16 protein-coding genes are annotated in these 18,179 nt (G+C 64.6%); 7 read left to right on the top strand and 9 right to left on the bottom strand.

The annotated features are described in order from the left end of the window. The first annotated feature begins 197 nt into the window (after positions 1-197). Positions 198-1,424 carry a L,D-transpeptidase gene (locus tag NM203_RS29650; protein WP_222882783.1) on the top strand — a complete coding sequence of 409 codons (1,227 nt, stop codon included), beginning with the start codon at positions 198-200 and terminating at the stop codon, positions 1,422-1,424. Between the two features lie 530 nt (positions 1,425-1,954). Beyond that, complete coding sequence (gene ripB, locus NM203_RS29645) at positions 1,955-2,725, top strand: NlpC/P60 family peptidoglycan endopeptidase RipB (RefSeq protein ID WP_222882784.1); 771 nt, start codon at positions 1,955-1,957, stop codon at positions 2,723-2,725. 32 nt (positions 2,726-2,757) lie between these two features. On the opposite strand, the gene NM203_RS29640 is transcribed toward ripB, so the two are convergent. The 6 genes from NM203_RS29640 to NM203_RS29615 form a co-directional block, all read right to left on the bottom strand. After that, complete coding sequence (locus NM203_RS29640; protein WP_255064343.1) at positions 2,758-3,585, bottom strand: winged helix-turn-helix transcriptional regulator; 828 nt, start codon at positions 3,583-3,585, stop codon at positions 2,758-2,760. 58 nt (positions 3,586-3,643) lie between these two features. Next, positions 3,644-4,906 carry an MFS transporter gene (locus tag NM203_RS29635; RefSeq protein ID WP_255064342.1) on the bottom strand — a complete coding sequence of 421 codons (1,263 nt, stop codon included), beginning with the start codon at positions 4,904-4,906 and terminating at the stop codon, positions 3,644-3,646. Beyond that, positions 4,903-6,018, bottom strand: coding sequence for a PLP-dependent cysteine synthase family protein (locus NM203_RS29630; RefSeq protein WP_255064341.1), 1,116 nt, complete (start codon positions 6,016-6,018; stop codon positions 4,903-4,905). Before NM203_RS29630 ends, NM203_RS29635 begins: the two co-directional genes overlap by 4 nt. Before the next feature lie 103 nt (positions 6,019-6,121). Continuing rightward, positions 6,122-6,532, bottom strand: coding sequence for a putative copper homeostasis (lipo)protein LpqS (gene lpqS / locus NM203_RS29625; RefSeq protein WP_255064340.1), 411 nt, complete (start codon positions 6,530-6,532; stop codon positions 6,122-6,124). Between the two features lie 375 nt (positions 6,533-6,907). Continuing rightward, positions 6,908-7,828 (bottom strand): M56 family metallopeptidase, encoded by a 921-nt coding sequence (locus NM203_RS29620; protein WP_255064339.1) that lies wholly within the window; start codon positions 7,826-7,828, stop codon positions 6,908-6,910. After that, complete coding sequence (locus NM203_RS29615; RefSeq protein ID WP_255064338.1) at positions 7,825-8,190, bottom strand: BlaI/MecI/CopY family transcriptional regulator; 366 nt, start codon at positions 8,188-8,190, stop codon at positions 7,825-7,827. The genes NM203_RS29620 and NM203_RS29615 overlap by 4 nt, the downstream gene beginning before the upstream one ends. Positions 8,191-8,574: 384 nt before the next feature. Between NM203_RS29615 and ripA the strand changes: the two genes are divergently transcribed. The 3 genes from ripA (at position 8,575) to NM203_RS29600 (ending at position 12,293) form a co-directional block, all read left to right on the top strand. Continuing rightward, positions 8,575-9,984, top strand: a complete 1,410-nt coding sequence (gene ripA / locus NM203_RS29610) for an NlpC/P60 family peptidoglycan endopeptidase RipA (protein WP_255064337.1) — start codon at positions 8,575-8,577, stop codon at positions 9,982-9,984. A gap of 372 nt (positions 9,985-10,356) precedes the next feature. Further along, positions 10,357-11,112 (top strand): response regulator, encoded by a 756-nt coding sequence (locus NM203_RS29605; protein WP_255064336.1) that lies wholly within the window; start codon positions 10,357-10,359, stop codon positions 11,110-11,112. Further along, positions 11,109-12,293 carry a sensor histidine kinase gene (locus NM203_RS29600; protein ID WP_255064335.1) on the top strand — a complete coding sequence of 395 codons (1,185 nt, stop codon included), beginning with the start codon at positions 11,109-11,111 and terminating at the stop codon, positions 12,291-12,293. Before NM203_RS29605 ends, NM203_RS29600 begins: the two co-directional genes overlap by 4 nt. A gap of 19 nt (positions 12,294-12,312) precedes the next feature. Here NM203_RS29600 and NM203_RS29595 read toward each other — a convergent pair whose 3' ends face one another. Next, the gene (locus NM203_RS29595; protein WP_255064334.1) at positions 12,313-13,002 is read right to left on the bottom strand and encodes a DUF305 domain-containing protein; all 690 of its coding nucleotides are present in this window, start codon (positions 13,000-13,002) and stop codon (positions 12,313-12,315) included. A gap of 252 nt (positions 13,003-13,254) precedes the next feature. Between NM203_RS29595 and NM203_RS29590 the strand changes: the two genes are divergently transcribed. Both NM203_RS29590 and NM203_RS29585 read left to right on the top strand, forming a co-directional pair. Next, positions 13,255-14,100 carry a F510_1955 family glycosylhydrolase gene (locus NM203_RS29590; RefSeq protein WP_255064333.1) on the top strand — a complete coding sequence of 282 codons (846 nt, stop codon included), beginning with the start codon at positions 13,255-13,257 and terminating at the stop codon, positions 14,098-14,100. Positions 14,101-14,156: 56 nt separating this feature from the next. Next, a complete protein-coding gene (locus NM203_RS29585; protein WP_255064332.1) occupies positions 14,157-14,954 on the top strand; it encodes an alpha/beta fold hydrolase in 798 nt (265 codons plus the stop codon). 19 nt (positions 14,955-14,973) lie between these two features. On the opposite strand, the gene ripC is transcribed toward NM203_RS29585, so the two are convergent. Continuing rightward, entirely contained in the window at positions 14,974-16,029 is a 1,056-nt protein-coding gene (gene ripC / locus NM203_RS29580; protein WP_255064474.1) for a peptidoglycan hydrolase RipC, read from the bottom strand. A 1,455-nt stretch (positions 16,030-17,484) separates the two neighbouring features. Next, entirely contained in the window at positions 17,485-17,952 is a 468-nt protein-coding gene (locus NM203_RS29575) for a hypothetical protein (protein ID WP_255064331.1), read from the bottom strand. Positions 17,953-18,179 lie beyond the last annotated feature (227 nt).

The following is an 18,179-nucleotide window of genomic DNA, read 5'->3' as shown; positions in this document are numbered from 1 at the left end:
CCAACACACTTTGTAGACCAACGCGGCGCCTTTATCGAATCTTCATCGAAGGACTAAGAAAGCCAAACGACGCATCAGCACACTGGAAGGCATACCCGTGAACCATGCGCCGTCGCCCGCGACCAGCCCCCGCGACGCACCAGGCGGTGCCCCGCCCATTAGCCGATGACGACAACCCGATACGGAGAGCCCCACTCATGCCGCAGACAGGCTGCCCCCCAGCGTTTCGATCGACGACGCACACGCTGCTGCGCACGATCGTCCTCGCGGTGGCGGTGCTGCTGATCGCGACCGCCTGCACCTCGTCCCCGGCGGCGGCACCCACGCCCGACGTCATCACCGACAAGGGCACGCCCTACGCAGACTTGCTCGTACCGAAACTGGAAGCGTCCGTCACTGATGGTGCCATCGGGGTCGCTGTCGATGCCCCCGTCACCGTAACCGCCGGCGACGGTGTTCTCGGCCAAGTGTCGCTGACCAACGAGGCGGGCGAACTTGTCGACGGGCAGCTGGGCCCCGACGGCGTTACCTGGTCATCGGCGGAACCGCTGGGCTACAACAAGCAGTACACGTTGCAGGCGCACGCACAAGGCCTTGGCGGAACCACAAGCACCAGCGCAACATTCGAAACACATTCCCCCGAAAACCTGACGATGCCCTACGTCTTGCCCAATGACGGCGAAACGGTGGGCGTGGGTCAACCCATAGCAATTCGCTTTGACGAGAACATCACAAACCGGACTGCGGCGCAGCAGGCGATCACCGTGACCACGAGCCCCCCGGTTGAGGGCGCGTTCTACTGGCTCAGCAATCGTGAAGTCCGCTGGCGGCCCGCCGAATACTGGGAGCCCGGAACGAACATTGAGGTGTCGGTCAAGGCTTATGGCGTCGACTTCGGCGACGGGCTCTTCGGCCAGGATGACGTCACCACTCGCTTCACGGTGGGCGACCAGATCATCGCCACCGCCGATGACGCCACCAAGACCATGACTGTGCGGCGCAACGGTGAAGTCGTCAAAACCATGCCCGTCTCCATGGGAAAAGCCAAAACACCCACCGACAACGGCGCCTACATCATCGGCGACCGCTACTCATTCCTGGTGATGGACTCGTCTACCTACGGCGTCCCCGTCAACTCTCCCGACGGGTACCGCACCGAGGTCGAGTGGGCGACGCAAATGTCATACAGCGGCATCTACGTGCACTCTGCCCCATGGTCGGTGGGTAGCCAAGGTATCGCCAACGTCAGCCACGGATGCCTCAACGTCAATCCAGCCAATGCCCGCTGGTTCTACGACAACACCCGCCGCGGCGACGTCGTAGAAGTCATCAACACGACCGGCCCAACCCTGTCGGGAACCGACGGCCTCGGCGACTGGAACATCCCGTGGGAGCAATGGAAGGCCGGAAACGCCAACCTTTAAGTAACGGAAGTGCTTGACGCCGAGCCGACATGGCTTCGGCGCCTGGAGTCGCTGAACCCGTTTCTCCGCAGTACATTTGGGGTCGATCCGCAAACGCCGCTGCCGCACGCGCCGTTGCCGACGTCGCTGCAGCCACCGACTCCCGATGGCCGATGGCCGATGGCCGATGGCGACGCGCTATCGCAGACGGGGCCTCTATATGGCTCCTTGGAGCAGCATTGTTGCTCGCCTCCGACGGCCCGTAGAGCGCCTTTCCAATGCAACTCGCACACTTGCGTGATCCACGCGCTATTTGACGCGCATAGTCCTGGCCGCGAAAGGGTTCCTGTCCGGCGTCAGTCGCATTGAATCCCACTGTCGCAGCGAATTTCATCGTTGTAGTTATGTGGCTGCTGTTACTGGTGGGGCTTTTGTGAGTTACGCTTTTCTACGTAGGAGCTACGTATTTCGGTGCTGCGCCGTACGTATGCGATTCAGCCCCGCTGTTGGTGAGCGAAGTAGCTCACCGCCGGGCGCACCGAGGAGAAGACATGGGATTACACGTCCGGAGCAAGGGTGCGGCAATTGCGCGCGCTGACCGCTGCGACCCGGAAATCCCTCTTGCGGGACGCGTTCGACGGCTCCCCGGTGTGATCGCCATCGTCGTCTTACTTTTCCTCGCGTGCGCACCGGTCGCGTCGGCCCAACCTGCCGCAGGCCCGTGGGACCCGCTGCTGCCGAAGATGGCGAGCGCGGGCGCTCCCGGCGATCCGGTTGCCATCGCGAACGCATCCCTGCAGGCAACGGCCATGGCGACGCAGACGGCCATGAATATGGGTCGCAGCTTCCTCAGCAGTCTGGGGATCGTCAGTCCCGCCGCGGATCCGTCGAAGAGCGTGCGTGGAAATCGGGTCAATGGTGCGCAGGCGATCGAGTACGTGATTCGCAGGGCGGGAACGCAAATCGGTGTTCCCTACTCGTGGGGTGGCGGAAGCCTCACCGGTCCCAGCCGCGGTGTCGACCAGGGAGCAGGCACCGTGGGCTTTGACTGTTCAGGCCTGACGCGGTTCGCGTTCGCCGGCGTCGGTGTTCTGCTCCCGCGATGGTCCGGTGACCAGTACGACGCCGGCCGCAAAGTGCCACCCGCCCAGGCGAAGCGAGGCGATTTGCTGTTCTGGGGGCCGGGCGGCAGTCAGCACGAAGCTATCTATTTGGGCGGCGGGCAGATGCTCGAGGCGCAGCAGACCGGTGTGCCGATCAAAATCTCCCCGGTGCGAATGTCAGGGATGACGCCTTACGTCGTTCGCATCATCGAGAGCTGACTGCTCGCCGCAACCGGTCACCAGTTGGATCGCTACGACGCACCCGACACTGGCTGCCCCACGTCGGCTGTGAGGCAGTAGCCGGTCCCGCGCACCGTGCGGAGGTACCGCGGTGATGCCGGATCGTCACCCAGCTTGCGCCGAAGATGACCCACATGCACCCCCAGACTGTTCCGGCCACCGGCAGACGCATCCCCCCACAGGCTCAGCTGCAATTGACGACAGGTCACCGGTTCACCCGGACTTTCTGCCAACGTGCAGAGAACCTCAAACTCTGTGCGGGTGAGTGGCAACGCCTCGCCGCGGAGAAACACCCGACGCCCGGCCAGGTCGAAAAGGAGATCTCCGATCTCACGGCGATGCGTCTCGCCGCTGCGGCCGCCGTCACGTCGTTCGCCGTGGACATGGCACTGCCTCAGCGCCAACCGAATTCGCACGTTCAGCGCCTCGATGTCGTCCCCGGGGATTTTCCCGGAGGTAAGGAGCAGCGGGGTGACATCGCCGTCGCTGAGAGCAACCACGCCGACCTGAGTTTCCTGACGGATGCGGTCAAGCATGGCCGTACCCGGCCCCTGAGTACCGAGGCACACGACAACCACATCAGGATCACGCTCGCGCAGTGCTGTGAGTGCAGCACCGGGCGAGTACGCCACCTCCACGGCGAAATCGCCGGCGAGTAGGTGTCGCGCCACGGTAGTCGCATAGATGCGTCGAGGCTCCACCAGTAGCACGCGGATGCGGCCGGCGGCCGCCGCTGGAGGTATGGGATCAGCGACGAGACGGTGCGACTCGATCGTCGTAGCACTCTCCTCGCCGCTCAAGAAAACCAACGCGCCCGCATCCCTTACTGCGCCGCTCACAAGACAGCCTACCGCCATCTACGTAGTTACTACGTAGATGGCGCGCCGACCGGAAAGCTCAACGTTGGTTCGCTTCAGTTACGGCCTCCGGCGCTGACCCCAGCCGTCCTCGCACATCCAGTCGGTACAGCGCAACCGCCGACAGTAATCCGATGACTGTCAACAACACCCACAGAAGTTCCGGCCGCCCCGCCTCCCGGGTGAGTTGCATCAACGAGCCTGTTGCCAGGTTGCCGACGAGGATGCCGACGCCGACGATCGTGTTGTAAAAACCGTAATGAGTTCCGACGAGCCGGTTTCCGGCCAGGGAAACGACGGTATCCATTTCAAACGGGAACACCGCAGCCGAGCCGACCGCCAGCACGGCCGCCGCGATGAGCAGCGCTGTAGCCGCAGCAACACGGCCGGCTCGCTGATCATCAGGCAACACGATCAGCGGCAGAAACGACAACGCCAAAATCAGCATGCCGATCGCCAGCGACCGCCCCGAACCCCAACGCCGCGCAAACCACCGTGTGATCCGCATCTGTCCAAGCACCGCCACCACTCCGGAGACAACGAAAATCATCGCGGTGACCACGGAATCGCTTTGGGGAAACAGGTATCGCGCCTGCAGCGGCATCGCAAGGTACACCTGGAACGACAGCACATAGGACCCGATCATCGCCACGGCGAATAACAGGAACGAGCGATTGGCCGCGACTGCCCGCCAGTCCTGAAGCACCGAGGTCTTCTCCTGTGCTGGAGTCACAGCACGTTGCGGCAATGCGAACAGCTGCGCCACGGTCAGCGCCGCGAAGACCAGCGCCGCGGCCGCAGCAGTCATCTTGAAGTCAACGAACATCAACGCCAGGCCCACCAACGGCCCCGCAAGGATGCCCGCCTGATAGAACACGTTGAACAGCGCGAACGCTTCCACCCGTCGAGGGCCCGCGTCGGCGGCCAAGTACGCACGCACAGCCGGGTTGAAAAGTGCTCCGGCGAAACCCGTTGCCGCCGAAGCGACCAACACTGCCGGTAGCGAGTCGGCGACCACCAGAAGCCCGAATCCTGCAGTGCGCAGCACACATCCGCTCACGATGAGGGGCTTGAACCCCAGGCGATCGGCCAGCGTGCCACCAATGATGAACATGCCCTGCTGGGAGAAGTTGCGGACCCCGAGAACCAGCCCGATGGCCCATGCCGCCAGGCCCAGGGGCCCAGCCAGATAGCCAGCCAGATAGGGCATGAGCATGTAGAAACCGAGGTTGATCCCAAACTGGTTAATCATCAGCATGCGACTGGGCCAGCCGAAGCTGCGGAACCCGGACAGCAGTGTCATCGCGGCACCACCTGCGTGGGGTCAACAACCACGGGGCACCGCGTCCACGTCGTGACCGCGTGTGCCAACGGGTCGTCAATGGTGGCTGGTTCATCGGACGGAACCTTGTCCAACAGACCATGGGCGCGGCAATAGTCGTCGTTATAGACGGTGTCGAAATAGCGCTGCGGACCGTCGGGGAAAATGGCGGCGACCGTGGTGCCCGGATCGCTATTCCGCGCAGCCCACCCTGCCACCAACGCGACCGCGCCGACACTCCACCCGCCACTGGCATAGTGGGTCGCCGCCAGGGTTCGGCAGGCCCATACCGCATCCGCCGGCGCGACCCAGTGCACTTCATTGAAAGCGCCGTAATCGACGTTGCCCGGGAAGATGCTTGAGCCGAGGCCGCGCATGAGTCGAGTGGTGGCGCGCTGCCCAAAGATGGTGGAGCCCACCGTGTCGACGCCGATCAGCCGCAGGCCGGGATTGAATTCCCGCAAGACCCGGGCCACGCCTGCCGAGTGTCCCCCGGTGCCGACCGAACACACCAACACATCCACAGATCCCAGCTGCTCATTCAATTCGACCGCCAGCCCGCGGTACGCCTCCACGTTGTCCGGATTGTTGTACTGGTCGGGATGCCACGCGTGCGGATCGGTGGCCAGAATCTCCTGCACGCGTTGCATGCGGGCCTGCTGCCAGCCGCCGCGCTCGTGGGGCTCAGTCACCAGTTCGATCTGCGCGCCGAACGCGGCGAGCATGTGTTGAATGATCGGTTCCATTCCGGGGTCAGTGACCAAGGTGACGGGGTGACCGTACACAGTGCCCGCAAGAGCGAGCCCCAATCCTAATGTGCCACTGGTTGATTCGACGATACGGGCGCCCGGGGCGAGCACCCCGCGGGTGCGCGCGCGTTCGACCATATGCAGCGCGGGCCGGTCCTTCATTCCGCCCGGGTTGAAGCCTTCAAGTTTGGCCCAAAACCCCTGCCCTGCGGCGGTGAACGGCGCGCCGATCCTCAGGACGGGCGTCTGACCGACCATCGTGGCCGGCCGCTCAAAGCGGCCCAGCCGTAGGTGCTCGAACTGGTCTGTGTCGTGGGCATGGTTGATCGAAACGGCATGATTCATGTCGGGGATATCGCTTCTGTTGACGCCGCGACTGACGCGGCTGCTGGTGGCGGGCAGCGGTCACCGGCCCCCGGTCCAGAAGACGGGGCCTGACGCTAGCCGATCAGCGACGCGCGATGCACAGCCGGACAAGCACATGCCGTCCGGTCTGTGCGACGGGTGAGCGCGGAGGACCGCGAATAGGAGCAAGCGGCGCGTAGCGCCAGAGCGCCGGCAACACAGCCAGAGCGCTGACCATGGCCAGGGCAATCAGCGTGATTGTTCCCCGCGGCAGGACGGCTTCAGCAAAAGACTCCGGTGACGGCGCACTTCCGCCCTGGGAGATGTGCGGATGGTCGAGCTGGACAGCCACCGGCGCGCCCACCGCGCTCGCAAGGGGGTGAGGTCCGTGGGCTGGCGCCGCCTCGGTCCCCGGCAGCGCCCATTCCGCAGCCACAATGATGGTCCAGAACGCGAGGAACACAGCGACGACTGCGCGTCGCCGCTGCGAGGAACTCCCGTCGATATAGCTCACGATGTTGCCGACTGTAGCAGCGGATCGCCGAACGGAGTTGCGGCCGTGCAGTCGACGCCGTGTCGTGACCTGCCCGCGACAGTCGTCGTCGGCGGCCCGCGCGAAGCGATCAGTACCTTTACATCATTCGCCCGATAACGTTGCCGTACTGCTTATTTCGATGCTGCGTATGCCATCACTCGAACCTCGGTGACACCGGCCTTTGCACTGGTCATCTACGGTTTGACTACGGAGATAATTGGCACTGTGGACCCAGGCATCAGGCAGCCAGGGAGAGATTTGCTGAGGGGACAGATACCTGACCGCCGAAGGGTCCTCGTCCGTCCAGGTGCGCACCACCGACCCGCACCCAGAGCGGATGGGTTCGACCGGCACCTAGTGGTGGCAGAGCACCTGAATGAATGCCGGAGTGGCGAGCATGGTGGTGATGGCGGCGACCAGGAGAGCGCGGTGACGCCACCTCACGTGCCGACGGGTCGGGGTGACCAGTCGCTCGGCTCGGGTGATAACCGCCGTCGCCGCCGCGGCCAGACCTTCAGCCACAGGAAGTCGGTGACCGGCCAGCGCAAGCAACCCCGTGAGTAAAGGACGAGTCCCGACGCGACGAGCGGCGGTGTCGTCGGCACACATCTCCAGCAGTTCCGCCACAGCCTGATGCGCGCAGGCGAACAAAGGAAGGCGAGGAAGGGTGGCGGCGAGGGCACGCAGCACCATGAGAATGTGGTGATGATGCCCTGACAGGTGGGCATCCTCGTGCGCAAGAACCGCTTTCAGTTGCGACCGGTTCAACGATTTCACGGCCGCCGAGGTCACGACGATCGCATGGGGGCGGCCGATGACACAGTAGGCCGCGGGAAGGTCGGCCTCCACGACAACGACGTGAGGATGGTCGGTGGGCCGACCGACGATCCGCGCGGCCTGTGCGTGCTCATGGCTTCGGGTGCGCAGTCTGGCCAGGCAGCGTCCCAGTCGCAGCGCCACGACCGCCAAGGTCAGCAGTCCCCCACCGATAAGAGCAATGGACCCGAGGCGTCCCGCCAGCGGGGTGTGATCGGAGAACCCGAACAGTTCCAGGCAGAGGGTCACGACCGAGCCGTCCAGCACGCTGTTCGACGTCGCGTCGACCACCAGCACCACTGCCGCAAGCCACGCCGCAAGCACGGCAGCAACCGTGGCCAGCCAGGCGGCCACACCCATAGACGGACTCACTCCGCCACCGGTAAGGCGCCGCAGTACCGGTGGAGCAAGCCACGACAGCACGGCGCCGTAGAGCACCAGCCACAGAGCCGTCGTCATGACCGCCGGCCTTTACGCAGGGCCGCCTTCAATTGCGCGGATTGCTCTGCGCTCATCTGCTCAAGGAAAAATGCCAGCACGGTATTGGTATCGCCGCCGGAGTCAAATGCGGCTTTCATCAGACGCGCCGAGCGCTCCTCACGAGTCATCGCTGCTCGGTACACATAGGCCTTGCCGCTGCGCTGCCGCTTGAGCCACCGTTTGCGATACAGGTTGTCCATGGTCGACAACACCGTCGTGTACGCGATGGGTCGCTGCTGAGACAAGTCCTCGAACACGTCACGCACGGTGACCGGCTCCTGGTGGTCCCACACCCAGTCCATGACCACCGCTTCGAGATCGCCGAAACCTCGCTGTTCCATCCGCCGCAACTCCTGCCCGCTCTGACAAGGTGGCCGATTCGCACAGCGCGGCACCCTGCAGCTTCCTAATGTAGCCGCCAACAGCTCAGATGCTGGGGACCTCACCGCGGCTGCGCCACCGATGTTGATTCGCTCATGCGTGCGCCATCGAATCAGTCCAAGGAATCTGCCCCTCGGGCCCAAGAGCACACATGCTGACGCCCGCTCAGGTGTTACCGAGTTGAGACTGTGACAGGCGTTTCTCCTGATGCTGCAGTGATGTACGTTCCAACTACGTACTAAGCAACTACGTAGATAGAGCGCTAGAAGGCAGTGGGACATGACACCTCGGCGCACTGCCCCGACCGACTCGCGGCCACCGGCAGCCACCCCACAGGAGAACTGATGCGGCGCCTCACTTCACTTCTCACCGCTGTGGCGCTGGCGTCAATGCTGGTGCTTCACCCCTCGGGTATCGCCACGGCCGGGCACGAAAGCGAACCTGATGGTGACAACGAAACGGTCGCAGGACTTGTCGCCGCCGTCGCCGAAGCAGACCAGCATGTCGCCGATATCGGCGCGGACATTCAACACAAACAGGAGAGCGTCAATGGGGCCCTGGTGGAGCTTGCCACTGCACGCGAGGCGCTCTCCCAAGCGCACCGCAGACTCGCCGACAGCGAGCAGGCACTCGCCGACAGCCAGACCGCCATCGACGCCACGCAGCAGCGTTTCGACGAGTTCGCCGCCTCCACCTACATGAACGGGCCCTCCCGCACACTGCCGCTAGCAACTAGCCCCGAAGACATCCTCTCAGCAGCATCGACACAGCAGACCTATCTCATCGCCTTCAGCAGAGTCAAAGACGATCTTCGCCGAAGCCAGACTGAACGCGCCAACAAACTCTCAGCCGCCAAACAGGCCCGCCTGGACGCCGACGCAGCAGCAGCCGAAGCGCAACGACGACAAGACAGTACAGTCGCCGAACTCATTGCCTCGCAACGCGCATTCACCGCTCAGCAGTCCGACCTCGAACGGCTGGCCGGCGAACGCGACGCCGCACAAACCCGACTCACTACTGCCCGACCGGTAGCAGCTACCGCGCACCAGCCCACCGCCGCGCAACCCAGCGCCACAATCCCGCCGAGCGGCCAATGGGACCGCTCCACCCCGGCACCGGCAGACAGCTCGGGCACCGGCCAATGGGACACCACGCTGCCGATGGTGCCCAGCGCCAATGTGGCCGGCGACCCCATAGCCATCATCAACGCCGTCCTCAAGATCATGGCGACCTCGCTGCAACTCACCGCCGACATGGGCCGAAACTTCCTCGTCAAACTGGGCATCCTCTCCCCGGCTACCGCCGCCGCCGATCCCGGCATCACCAACGGACGCATCCCACGCCTGTACGGCCGCCAGGCCTCCGAATTCGTGATCCGACGCGCCATGTCCCAACTCGGCGTTCCTTACTCGTGGGGTGGTGGCAACGCCAACGGGCCCGCGCGGGGAATCGATCAAGGAGCCGGCACCGTCGGCTTCGACTGCTCCGGCCTCATTCTGTATGCCTTCGCCGGCGTGGGCATCAAACTCGACCACTACTCCGGATCTCAGTACAACGCCGGCCGCAAAGTACCGTCATCGCAGATGCAGCGCGGTGATCTCATCTTCTACGGCCCCAACGCCAGCCAGCACGAAGCCATGTACCTCGGCGACGGCATGATGATCGAAGCCCCCTACACCGGGTCCGTCGTCAAAATCTCCCCCGTACGCACTTCCGGCATGACGCCCTACGTCACGCGCCTGATCGAGTACTGACCTTGTTCGTGGCGAGCGCTACGTCCGCCGCGCCTCTGACGGGTCAGTCCTCTCCGGAGAGGCTGCCGGTACGCGTTCCTCCGGTGCCTTACGCCGCTCGCTGCGGCACGGCCGCCCAGAAGCGTGAAACAGGGCCGCCGCGCCGGCGATAGCGGCGGCCCACAGCACGACAATGACGGCGCACAGGATCAGCCACGCTTCCCATCCGAGACTGTCCGGGCAGACGTCCATCAGCCAGCGCATGTCAGGCCCACCTCCGCAGTGAGCGTCTCCCGCCCCCAGGACGCAATCGGTATGAGTCTGATAAAGATCTGCTGAAGATTGCCGCCGCTCCGGCAGTCGCGCGCCGCCGCACCCGCATCAGCAGGCACCATGATGACCATGGAGCACCCTCCGGGTACCCCGCCTGACGCGGCGAAGGGATACCGCGCCCTGGTCGTCGACGACGAACTGCCCCTGGCCGAAGTGGTGGCCAGCTATCTAGAACGCGAGCAGTTCGAGGCAGTCGTGGCCGCCAACGGCGTCGACGCGATCGCCGTCGCCCGCGACCTCGACCCCGATGTCGTCATCCTCGACATCGGCCTACCCGGCATCGATGGACTGGAAGTCTGCAGGCAACTGCGCACATTCTCCGACGCCTACATCGTCATGCTCACCGCCCGCGATACCGAAATCGACACAGTCCTCGGCCTCACCGTCGGCGCCGACGACTACATCACCAAACCCTTCAGCCCACGCGAACTCGTCGCGCGCATTCGCGCCATGCTGCGTCGACCCCGCGTCCTGCAATCAGCCACAACAACCGCCGAAACTGACGTCACGCCACCTCGTCGCTTCGGCGCGCTGAGCATCGACGTCGCCGCCCGCGAGGTACGCATCGACGACGAACAAATCTTGTTGACTCGCACAGAATTCGACATTCTCGAAGCTCTGTCCGGCCGGCCAGGCAATGTGCTCAGCCGGCGACAACTACTTGAAATCGTGCGCGACGGACCCTGGGTCGGCAACGAGCATCTCGTCGACGTCCACATCGGCCATCTGCGGCGCAAACTGGGCGACGACGCAGCCTCTCCCCGCTACATCGCCACCGTGCGAGGTGTGGGATACCGGATGGGATCGGGACAGTGACTCCCCCGCCTGCGCCCACTCCTCGCCGACGTCGACGGTGGGGTCGTCCCGGTATCGGCCTGCGACTGCTGGCAGCCCAAGCCATTGTGTTGGTCGCTGGGGCCGCGACGACCGCAGTGGTTGCCGCCGTCGTTGGCCCTCCTCTGTTTCGCGAGCATCTTCACCTCGCGGGGGTGCCGATGGACTCGCCGGAGGAAGTGCATGCCGAGGAGGCCTACGGCTACGCCACGGTCATGTCCATCGGGGGTGCCCTGGCGGTCTCGGCGTTAGCCGCGCTCGCCGTCAGCTTCTACGTCAGTCGACGGCTCCAACGCTCCATCACCGAGGTCGCCTCCGCCGCCACCGATGTCGCTCAAGGAAATTACGAGATTCGCGTGTCATCGCCGCGCCTCGGCGACGATTTCGACGCGCTCTCGACCGCCTTCAATCAGATGGCGTCCCGGCTCCAAGCGGTTGATTCGACACGACAGCGACTGTTCGGAGACCTAGCGCACGAGATCCGCACACCGGTCGCGGTGCTGGAGGCCTACATCGAAGCCCTCGAAGACGGGGTGCGTACTTTGACACCGCAGACGGCGGCCATGCTGCGCGACCAGACCCGCCGGCTGGTGCGGTTCTCCGATGATGTCGCCGCCCTCGCCAAGGCCGAGGAAAGCTCAGTGTCCATGTCGTACGCCACCATTGACGTCGACCGCCTGACGCGCCAATCCGTCGCCGCAGCCCAGGAACGCTACGACACCAAAGGGGTTGCACTACGCCTACGCCTCCAGCAGGCGCTGCCGCCGTTGTGGGCCGACGAGCAAAGACTCTCCCAAGTCCTGGGCAATCTGCTCGAAAATGCGCTGCGGCACACGCCGTCCGGCGGATCGGTCGACGTCAACTGTGTCCGCGACGGCGACCGGTTGAGAATCGCCATCGCCGACACCGGTGAAGGAATTGCCCCCGAGCACCTCACCCGACTGTTCGAACGGTTCTATCGGGCAGACGCTGCCCGCGACCGCGAGCACGGCGGCGCCGGTCTAGGGCTCGCCATTGCCAAAGCGCTGGTCCAGGCCCACGGCGGATCCATTTCCGTAGCGAGCGCAGGACTGGGCGCCGGCGCAACATTCACCGTCGACTTACCCACTGCTCAGGTACGCGCCGACGAGTTCCCTGTCACGGGTGCCTCAGCGCGCACCTGACCGTCGTGCCTCTGACCTGTTACTTGTCCAGCATTCCTTGCATCGTGTCGATCTCCGCTTGCTGCGAGGACACGATGGCTCGCGCCATCTCCACTGCCGCCGGGAATTGGCCAATTTCAATCTCCTCCTGCGCCATCATGATTGCGCCCTTGTGATGGGCAATCATCTGCGTCAAGAAAAGTCGGCTCGCCTCTGCACCCTGCGCGTTCTGCAGCGCAGCCATGTCGGCTTCCGACATCATGCCGTGGCCGCCACCGCCCATACCAGGCATGTCGCCCATGTCGCCGCTAGGCATCTGGTGGCCGGGCATATTATGGCCGGGCATTGCGGTGCTGGTCGGCGCAGGTGCAGGCGAGGACGACGCTCCCCACTCCTGGAGCCAGCCCTGCATCGTCTCGATCTCAGGGCCTTGTGCGTTCTTGATTTCGTTCGCCAGTGCGATGACCTCGGGATCGATGCCCTGCTTACCGAGAAGCATGTCGCTCATCTCGATCGCCTGCTGATGATGAGGAATCATGCCTTGGGCGAACGTCACATCAGCGTCGTTGTGGGTAGCGTCGCTGCTCGCGGCACTCGGCGATGCCGATGCTGCCGACGAGGTGGTGCTGGTCGATGACTGAGAGTCTGTTGCCGCATTCGAACAGGCGCCAATGAACAGGGCCGACACCGCCAACGCCGCCACCCCAACTCCAAATCGCTTGTGCTGCATCGCACATCCTTTCTCACACATCTTCGTGACGCCAAGCGTCCACGCGGCGAGCGCTCTCGCCGCCTCTGTCCAGCTTCAGGACTTCGCATATGGGTCGGTTCGTGTTCCGATGAAGATTTGATGAAGACGCCTTAACGACCCACCGGTACCCGCAGCGCCGCCCATGGCGTCAAACCCGGCGTCGCGCCGTTGCCCCGTGCTACCCATCTACTATTGCACTACGTAGATTGTCCGTGACCGGAAGGTGTCAGTGTGCAGCTCCGCAAATTCCTCGCCGCAATTCTGACCGGAACCCTGACCGCCGCGTGTTCGTCGAACGCTCCCGACAGCGCGCCGCCCGCGATTGTGCCGGGGATGGTGCATATCCACGGCCTTGGCATCAATCCTTCCGATGAAACCCTCTATGTAGCAACTCATTACGGCCTCTACACGGCAGGGACCGATCAGGCGCCACAGCGAGTCGGCGATCTCGTCCAGGACTTCATGGGCTTTACCGTGACCGGGCCCGACGAGTTCTTGGCCAGCGGCCACCCGGATCCGGCTGACCGTCAACAACCACCACACTTGGGCCTGATCAAGAGCCTCGACGCCGGTCACTCCTGGGAATCTCTGTCGCTGCACGGCAGCGCCGATTTTCATGCACTCGAGTACCGCCATGGCCGGGTCTACGGTCACGACAGCCAGTCGGGCACGGTGATGGTCAGCCTTGATCAGAAATCCTGGCAGCGGCGTGCAGGAATCCCTGCCTCCGACCTCGCAGTATCACCCGCGGACGCCGATGAGATCCTCGCGACCACACCCCAAGGGCTCCTGCGAAGCAACGACGGCGCAATGACATTCGCCGCAGTCACCGATGCACCGGCACTGGTACTCGTCAGCTGGCCCCAGCGCGGTCCCCTAGTCGGAGTCGACCTCGAAGGAACCCTCTACATCAGCACCGACAACGGGCAGACCTGGCAGCCACGACACACCCTCAACGCCAAACCTCAGGCCCTTCTCGCCGCTGGCGACGGCCAGGTCTACATCGCCACAGATACCGCCATCTACAGCTCCACCGACGATGGAGCCACGGTGAACGTCCTCACCGCTGTGGAATAGACAGCTGGCACCTGCAACCCCACGGAACGTCGCACCAACGCACCTGAGGAGCCGCAATGCCGGATGACCACCACCTCATCACCGAAGGCGCCACCATCGCCTACCAGCTCAGCGGACCGCCCAACACCGTACCGATTGGCTATGGGCACGGCGTGCTCATGAGCCGGCAGATCGTTCGCGGCCTGGGCATCTTCGACATCGACGCCATCGCCGAGGGCCGCCGCCTGATCACCTACGACCAGCGCGGACACGGCGCATCACGGGGCCGTCCCGAACCCGACGACTATCGCTTCGAGCAGGCAGCCAACGATCTCCTGCGCGTCCTGGACGCGGCCGGCCTCGATGAACCCATCGACTTCGCCGGATCCTCGCTCGGAGCCGCTGCAGCACTGCACGCCGCCCTCAACGCTCCTCACCGATTCAGGCGGCTGGCGTTGGTGATCCCTCCCGTCGCCTGGGAAACCGGCCCCCATCAGCCGCGCCAGTGGTACTGCGACACCGCTGACCTCATCGACTCGATTGGACCAACCGCGTGGCGACAACAATGGGCCGACGCTCCCCCACTGCCGATCTTCGCCAACTACCGGCAAGGCAAGTTCGAACCCGGCGTCGACGACGATGTGGTCTCCGCCGCCCTGCGCGGGGTCGGCTCCTCCGATCTACCCGACCCTGATCAACTCACCCTGATCCGCCAGCCCACGTTGGTGCTGGCCTGGGACACCGACCCCTTGCATCCCATCTCCACCGCCCAGCGCCTCGCTGAGTTGATTCCCGACTCGACCCTGCACGTCGCTCACACCGTCGACGAGATCCGCGAGTGGACGGACATCACCGGTCGTTTCTTCACCGATTGAGGCAGCGCCGCGCAGCGTCCTAGTACCGCCGGACGTTGTGAATCGGAGCCGATGAGATCGGTGCCACCTTCACCGGCGTTCCGAACGTGGACGCGTGAACCATCATCCCGTCACCGATGTAAATACCCGCATGAGAGACATCACCGTAAAAGGTCACGATGTCACCGGGCTGCATATCAGGAACAGCCACCGGCTGCCCGCCTTGAGCGAGCGCCTGACTCGACCGGGGCAACGACTTCCCGTTCTGCAGGAACGCCCACTTGATCAGCCCTGAACAATCGAACGCATCCGGGCCGGTAGCGCCCCACGAATACGGTGACCCCACCCGTGTCAGGGCAGCTTGTACTACCGAAGTTCCGCCTCCAAAGGATCCGCCGCCGGTTGGGCCTGGCATGGCCACAATGCTTGGATCGTTCGCCGACGAGGACGGCGGCAGGGGTGGGGGCGGCGGGCCCGGATCGGCCAAGATGGCCCGCTGGTCAGGTGTCAGAGCCTCGTAGCGGGCTTGCACGGCAGCAATCTGCTCCTGCATTCGACGCTGTTTGGCATCAAGGTCTGTTCGCACCGCCGCGGCTTCGTCGGATGCGATCCGTGCTTGTGCTGCCGACTTCGCAGATTGGTCTGCGGCTGCGGCGGCGCGCGCACTCGCCGATCGGAAAGCGGCCATCTGCACAGCCAGCTCCGACGCAACCGTCTTCTGGATCGCCAGCTGATCAATGAGGTCCTGTGGAGACGTCGCTGTCAATGCCGCCGCTAAGGTGTCGGTACGGCCACCCATGTAAGCAGAGGCGGCCAACTTATCAACTGCAGCCTGATACGTCGCCAGATCGGCCGACGCTGCATCGACGGTCACACGATCAGAGGCCGCCTGTTTCTCCGCGAGCTGCTCGGCGGCGAGCTTCTCGTCGAGGTCGATTTGCGCCGTGTGAATCTGCTCTGTGGTCTGCTCAGCAACACGCGACAATTCCGTCAGTTCGGCTAGCGCATCAGCCGCCGGATCAGCGCTCACGTCGGTCGCCAGAAGCGCAGCAAAAACACCGATAGCCACCAAGATGAAGGCGAGCCGTTTACCCATCGCGCGCGATTGGGCCTCAAGCACAGGCAAAGTCACAACAGCGGAAACTTTCGGTGAGGTATGTAAATACGTAGCAGGTACGTAGGTCACGGTTAGGTTACGAGGTCGCCGGGCTGCTGTCCAGCCGGCAACAACGGGGCGACGGCCCTCTTCTTGAGGTCCCGACACCCCTCGTGTGCCGCGCGCCGCGATTACGAGACATGGCCGAGTTGGGTCTCCGGACTGTCGCACCAGCTGCGCGTGGACCCGTTCTCTCGACTGTCCCCCATCGCACGTTCAACCTGGGGGTCCGCGGCTGCCATCCACCTCGGTCACCATCCACCAGACAACTGGTCTGCCCCTAAACCAGCTGGGCAACAAGGCGGGGCCGACCGCCGCCTTACCCTGCTGAGCTACAGCAACTCGCTGCGTCTCTACATCAACGATCTTCGTCGAGAGACGAAGCGCGCCACACTGCTGTGCCCGCATAGCCGGCGTCGCCGCCCTGCCCGTGGCGCGACGCCCCACGGAGCCGCCCCCCACCGCGGTGGTCCAACAACGCGGCTGAGCGCCGCAGCGCAAGCCTCGCGTCGACCGTTCCAGCTTCCTCGGCTCGACGTTGCGACAACCGCCGCCACGGCCCGCTTAGCACCACCCAGGGCGTTCCCGCCGAGACCGCAAGAGACCACATCAGCGACCGCAGTTGCTTGCCACGGTGTGGGCTGGGCGCCAAGCAGCGCCGCCTGCAGCGCGGCGGCATCCCAGCCGTGCCGCATCGCATCGCATCGCATCGCGCAGCGTCACCGATCATGCGCGCCGCACGCCGCGACTAGCGAAGCGCCGCACCGCATGCCGACCGCCGCGACACAACCGCGCCACCGGCACCCCGTTGTCGCACTGGGAGCTCGAAACGACGCGCTGCTGGACGTCTGGGTCAGCCGCGATCTTCACGCACACCGGGTTGCCGCATTCGTGCAAACCCAGCACTCCCGCGGGCACGCTTCCGGCTGCGATCGCCAACGCGTACTGGTGCGGTCGCACGCAGAACCCCGCGCCGTCGCGGGTGAGATCAACCGGCCGTAGCCGTCTTTGCCGATCGCTCCGGTCCAGATGTTGCAGTCTTGGAGGCATTAGGCCGCAGACGCCGTAACTGTCGAAGCGCGCAATCTGGGCGTCGTGGCGCTGCCGATCAACGATGAGTTGGCCCGCGCTTCTCATGGCCCTCGGCCTAAGAGCCGAACACCGACACGCGGAGCGGCCACAGCGGCGTTCGAAGACACCACAGGCCGGCCACCGTGGACCAGGAGCTGACCGCCGCCAGGTGTGGTTCCTCAACGCACGTCGGTCTGCTCATCACTGCCCCGCCAGCACCGTGCTGCCCCTGGCGGGAGCCGCCGCGCGCCGCGCACCGCGGCCGGGTGGTCACGCCGCCCGTGCTCCACGTTGTCAGCCCATTGCCGACCGTCAACGTAGTTGTCACGCCCAGGCCGCCTCGGGATTGTCTGTAGCTCCGCCGCCGGGGCTTACCGACGGACCGACAACACCAAAGCCGCCTAGTGCATGCGAACCCTTTCTCGCCGTGCGCTTCTCGATCTTCGGAGCGTGCCTCAGCATGGCCCTGACTTCACCGACACCGTCGCCGGTCAGTTCAGCGATCGTCGTCAGCGTCTCACCACTTTCCCGCAACAGCCTGATTGCCGCGCCGGCCGCAGCCCGAGTGCCGGCACGCCGCTTGGTGGCCTCGGCGCGCACCTGTTCGGTCACCGCGGCCAACCGTTCGGTCTCCCAGGCGTCGATCTCGGCCAGCCGAGCCTTGGCGACCATGTAGTTCGCCGCGTTCTCGATGTTCGCCTTCTCCCGAGCCGCGCGGGCCTCGTTGGCGCGCCTGGTCGCCTCGCGCGCCCGTCGCCGGGCTTCCACCTTGGACGTTCCTGCAGCTGTCATGACCGCGACACTAGGAGCAACCGAGGCGTGACGGCCACCACCACAGCCACATTCGCTGTCAACCAATTTTTGCCGCCGCGCCTGAAGAATCGATGCCACACCTCGCCCGACATTCACCCTCCGCCTGACCGCCACCCCGCCGCCGTACCCCAGCTGCCTCGCCATCACCCCTGCTTCTGCGCCCCCTCAAAGCCAACACACCTCTTGCATTTAGGTCACGACGAGGT

Source organism: Mycolicibacterium arenosum (genome assembly GCF_024320865.1).
In the GTDB taxonomy this organism is placed as follows: domain Bacteria; phylum Actinomycetota; class Actinomycetes; order Mycobacteriales; family Mycobacteriaceae; genus Mycobacterium; species Mycobacterium arenosum.
The sequence above is the reverse complement of the archived record's forward strand: the minus strand, read 5'-3'. Positions and strand labels throughout refer to the sequence as shown.

Coding starts and splice junctions, on each gene's coding strand:
- NM203_RS29620 (WP_255064339.1), bottom strand. CDS start 7,828: ATGACGACGGCTCTGTGGCTGGTGCTCTACGGCGCCGTGCTGTCGTGG.
- NM203_RS29630 (WP_255064341.1), bottom strand. CDS start 6,018: ATGAATCATGCCGTTTCGATCAACCATGCCCACGACACAGACCAGTTC.
- NM203_RS29615 (WP_255064338.1), bottom strand. CDS start 8,190: ATGGAACAGCGAGGTTTCGGCGATCTCGAAGCGGTGGTCATGGACTGG.
- NM203_RS29595 (WP_255064334.1), bottom strand. CDS start 13,002: ATGCAGCACAAGCGATTTGGAGTTGGGGTGGCGGCGTTGGCGGTGTCG.
- NM203_RS29605 (WP_255064336.1), top strand. CDS start 10,357: ATGATGACCATGGAGCACCCTCCGGGTACCCCGCCTGACGCGGCGAAG.
- NM203_RS29635 (WP_255064342.1), bottom strand. CDS start 4,906: ATGACACTGCTGTCCGGGTTCCGCAGCTTCGGCTGGCCCAGTCGCATG.
- NM203_RS29650 (WP_222882783.1), top strand. CDS start 198: ATGCCGCAGACAGGCTGCCCCCCAGCGTTTCGATCGACGACGCACACG.
- NM203_RS29585 (WP_255064332.1), top strand. CDS start 14,157: ATGCCGGATGACCACCACCTCATCACCGAAGGCGCCACCATCGCCTAC.
- ripB (WP_222882784.1), top strand. CDS start 1,955: ATGGGATTACACGTCCGGAGCAAGGGTGCGGCAATTGCGCGCGCTGAC.
- NM203_RS29575 (WP_255064331.1), bottom strand. CDS start 17,952: ATGACAGCTGCAGGAACGTCCAAGGTGGAAGCCCGGCGACGGGCGCGC.
- ripA (WP_255064337.1), top strand. CDS start 8,575: ATGCGGCGCCTCACTTCACTTCTCACCGCTGTGGCGCTGGCGTCAATG.
- ripC (WP_255064474.1), bottom strand. CDS start 16,029: ATGGGTAAACGGCTCGCCTTCATCTTGGTGGCTATCGGTGTTTTTGCT.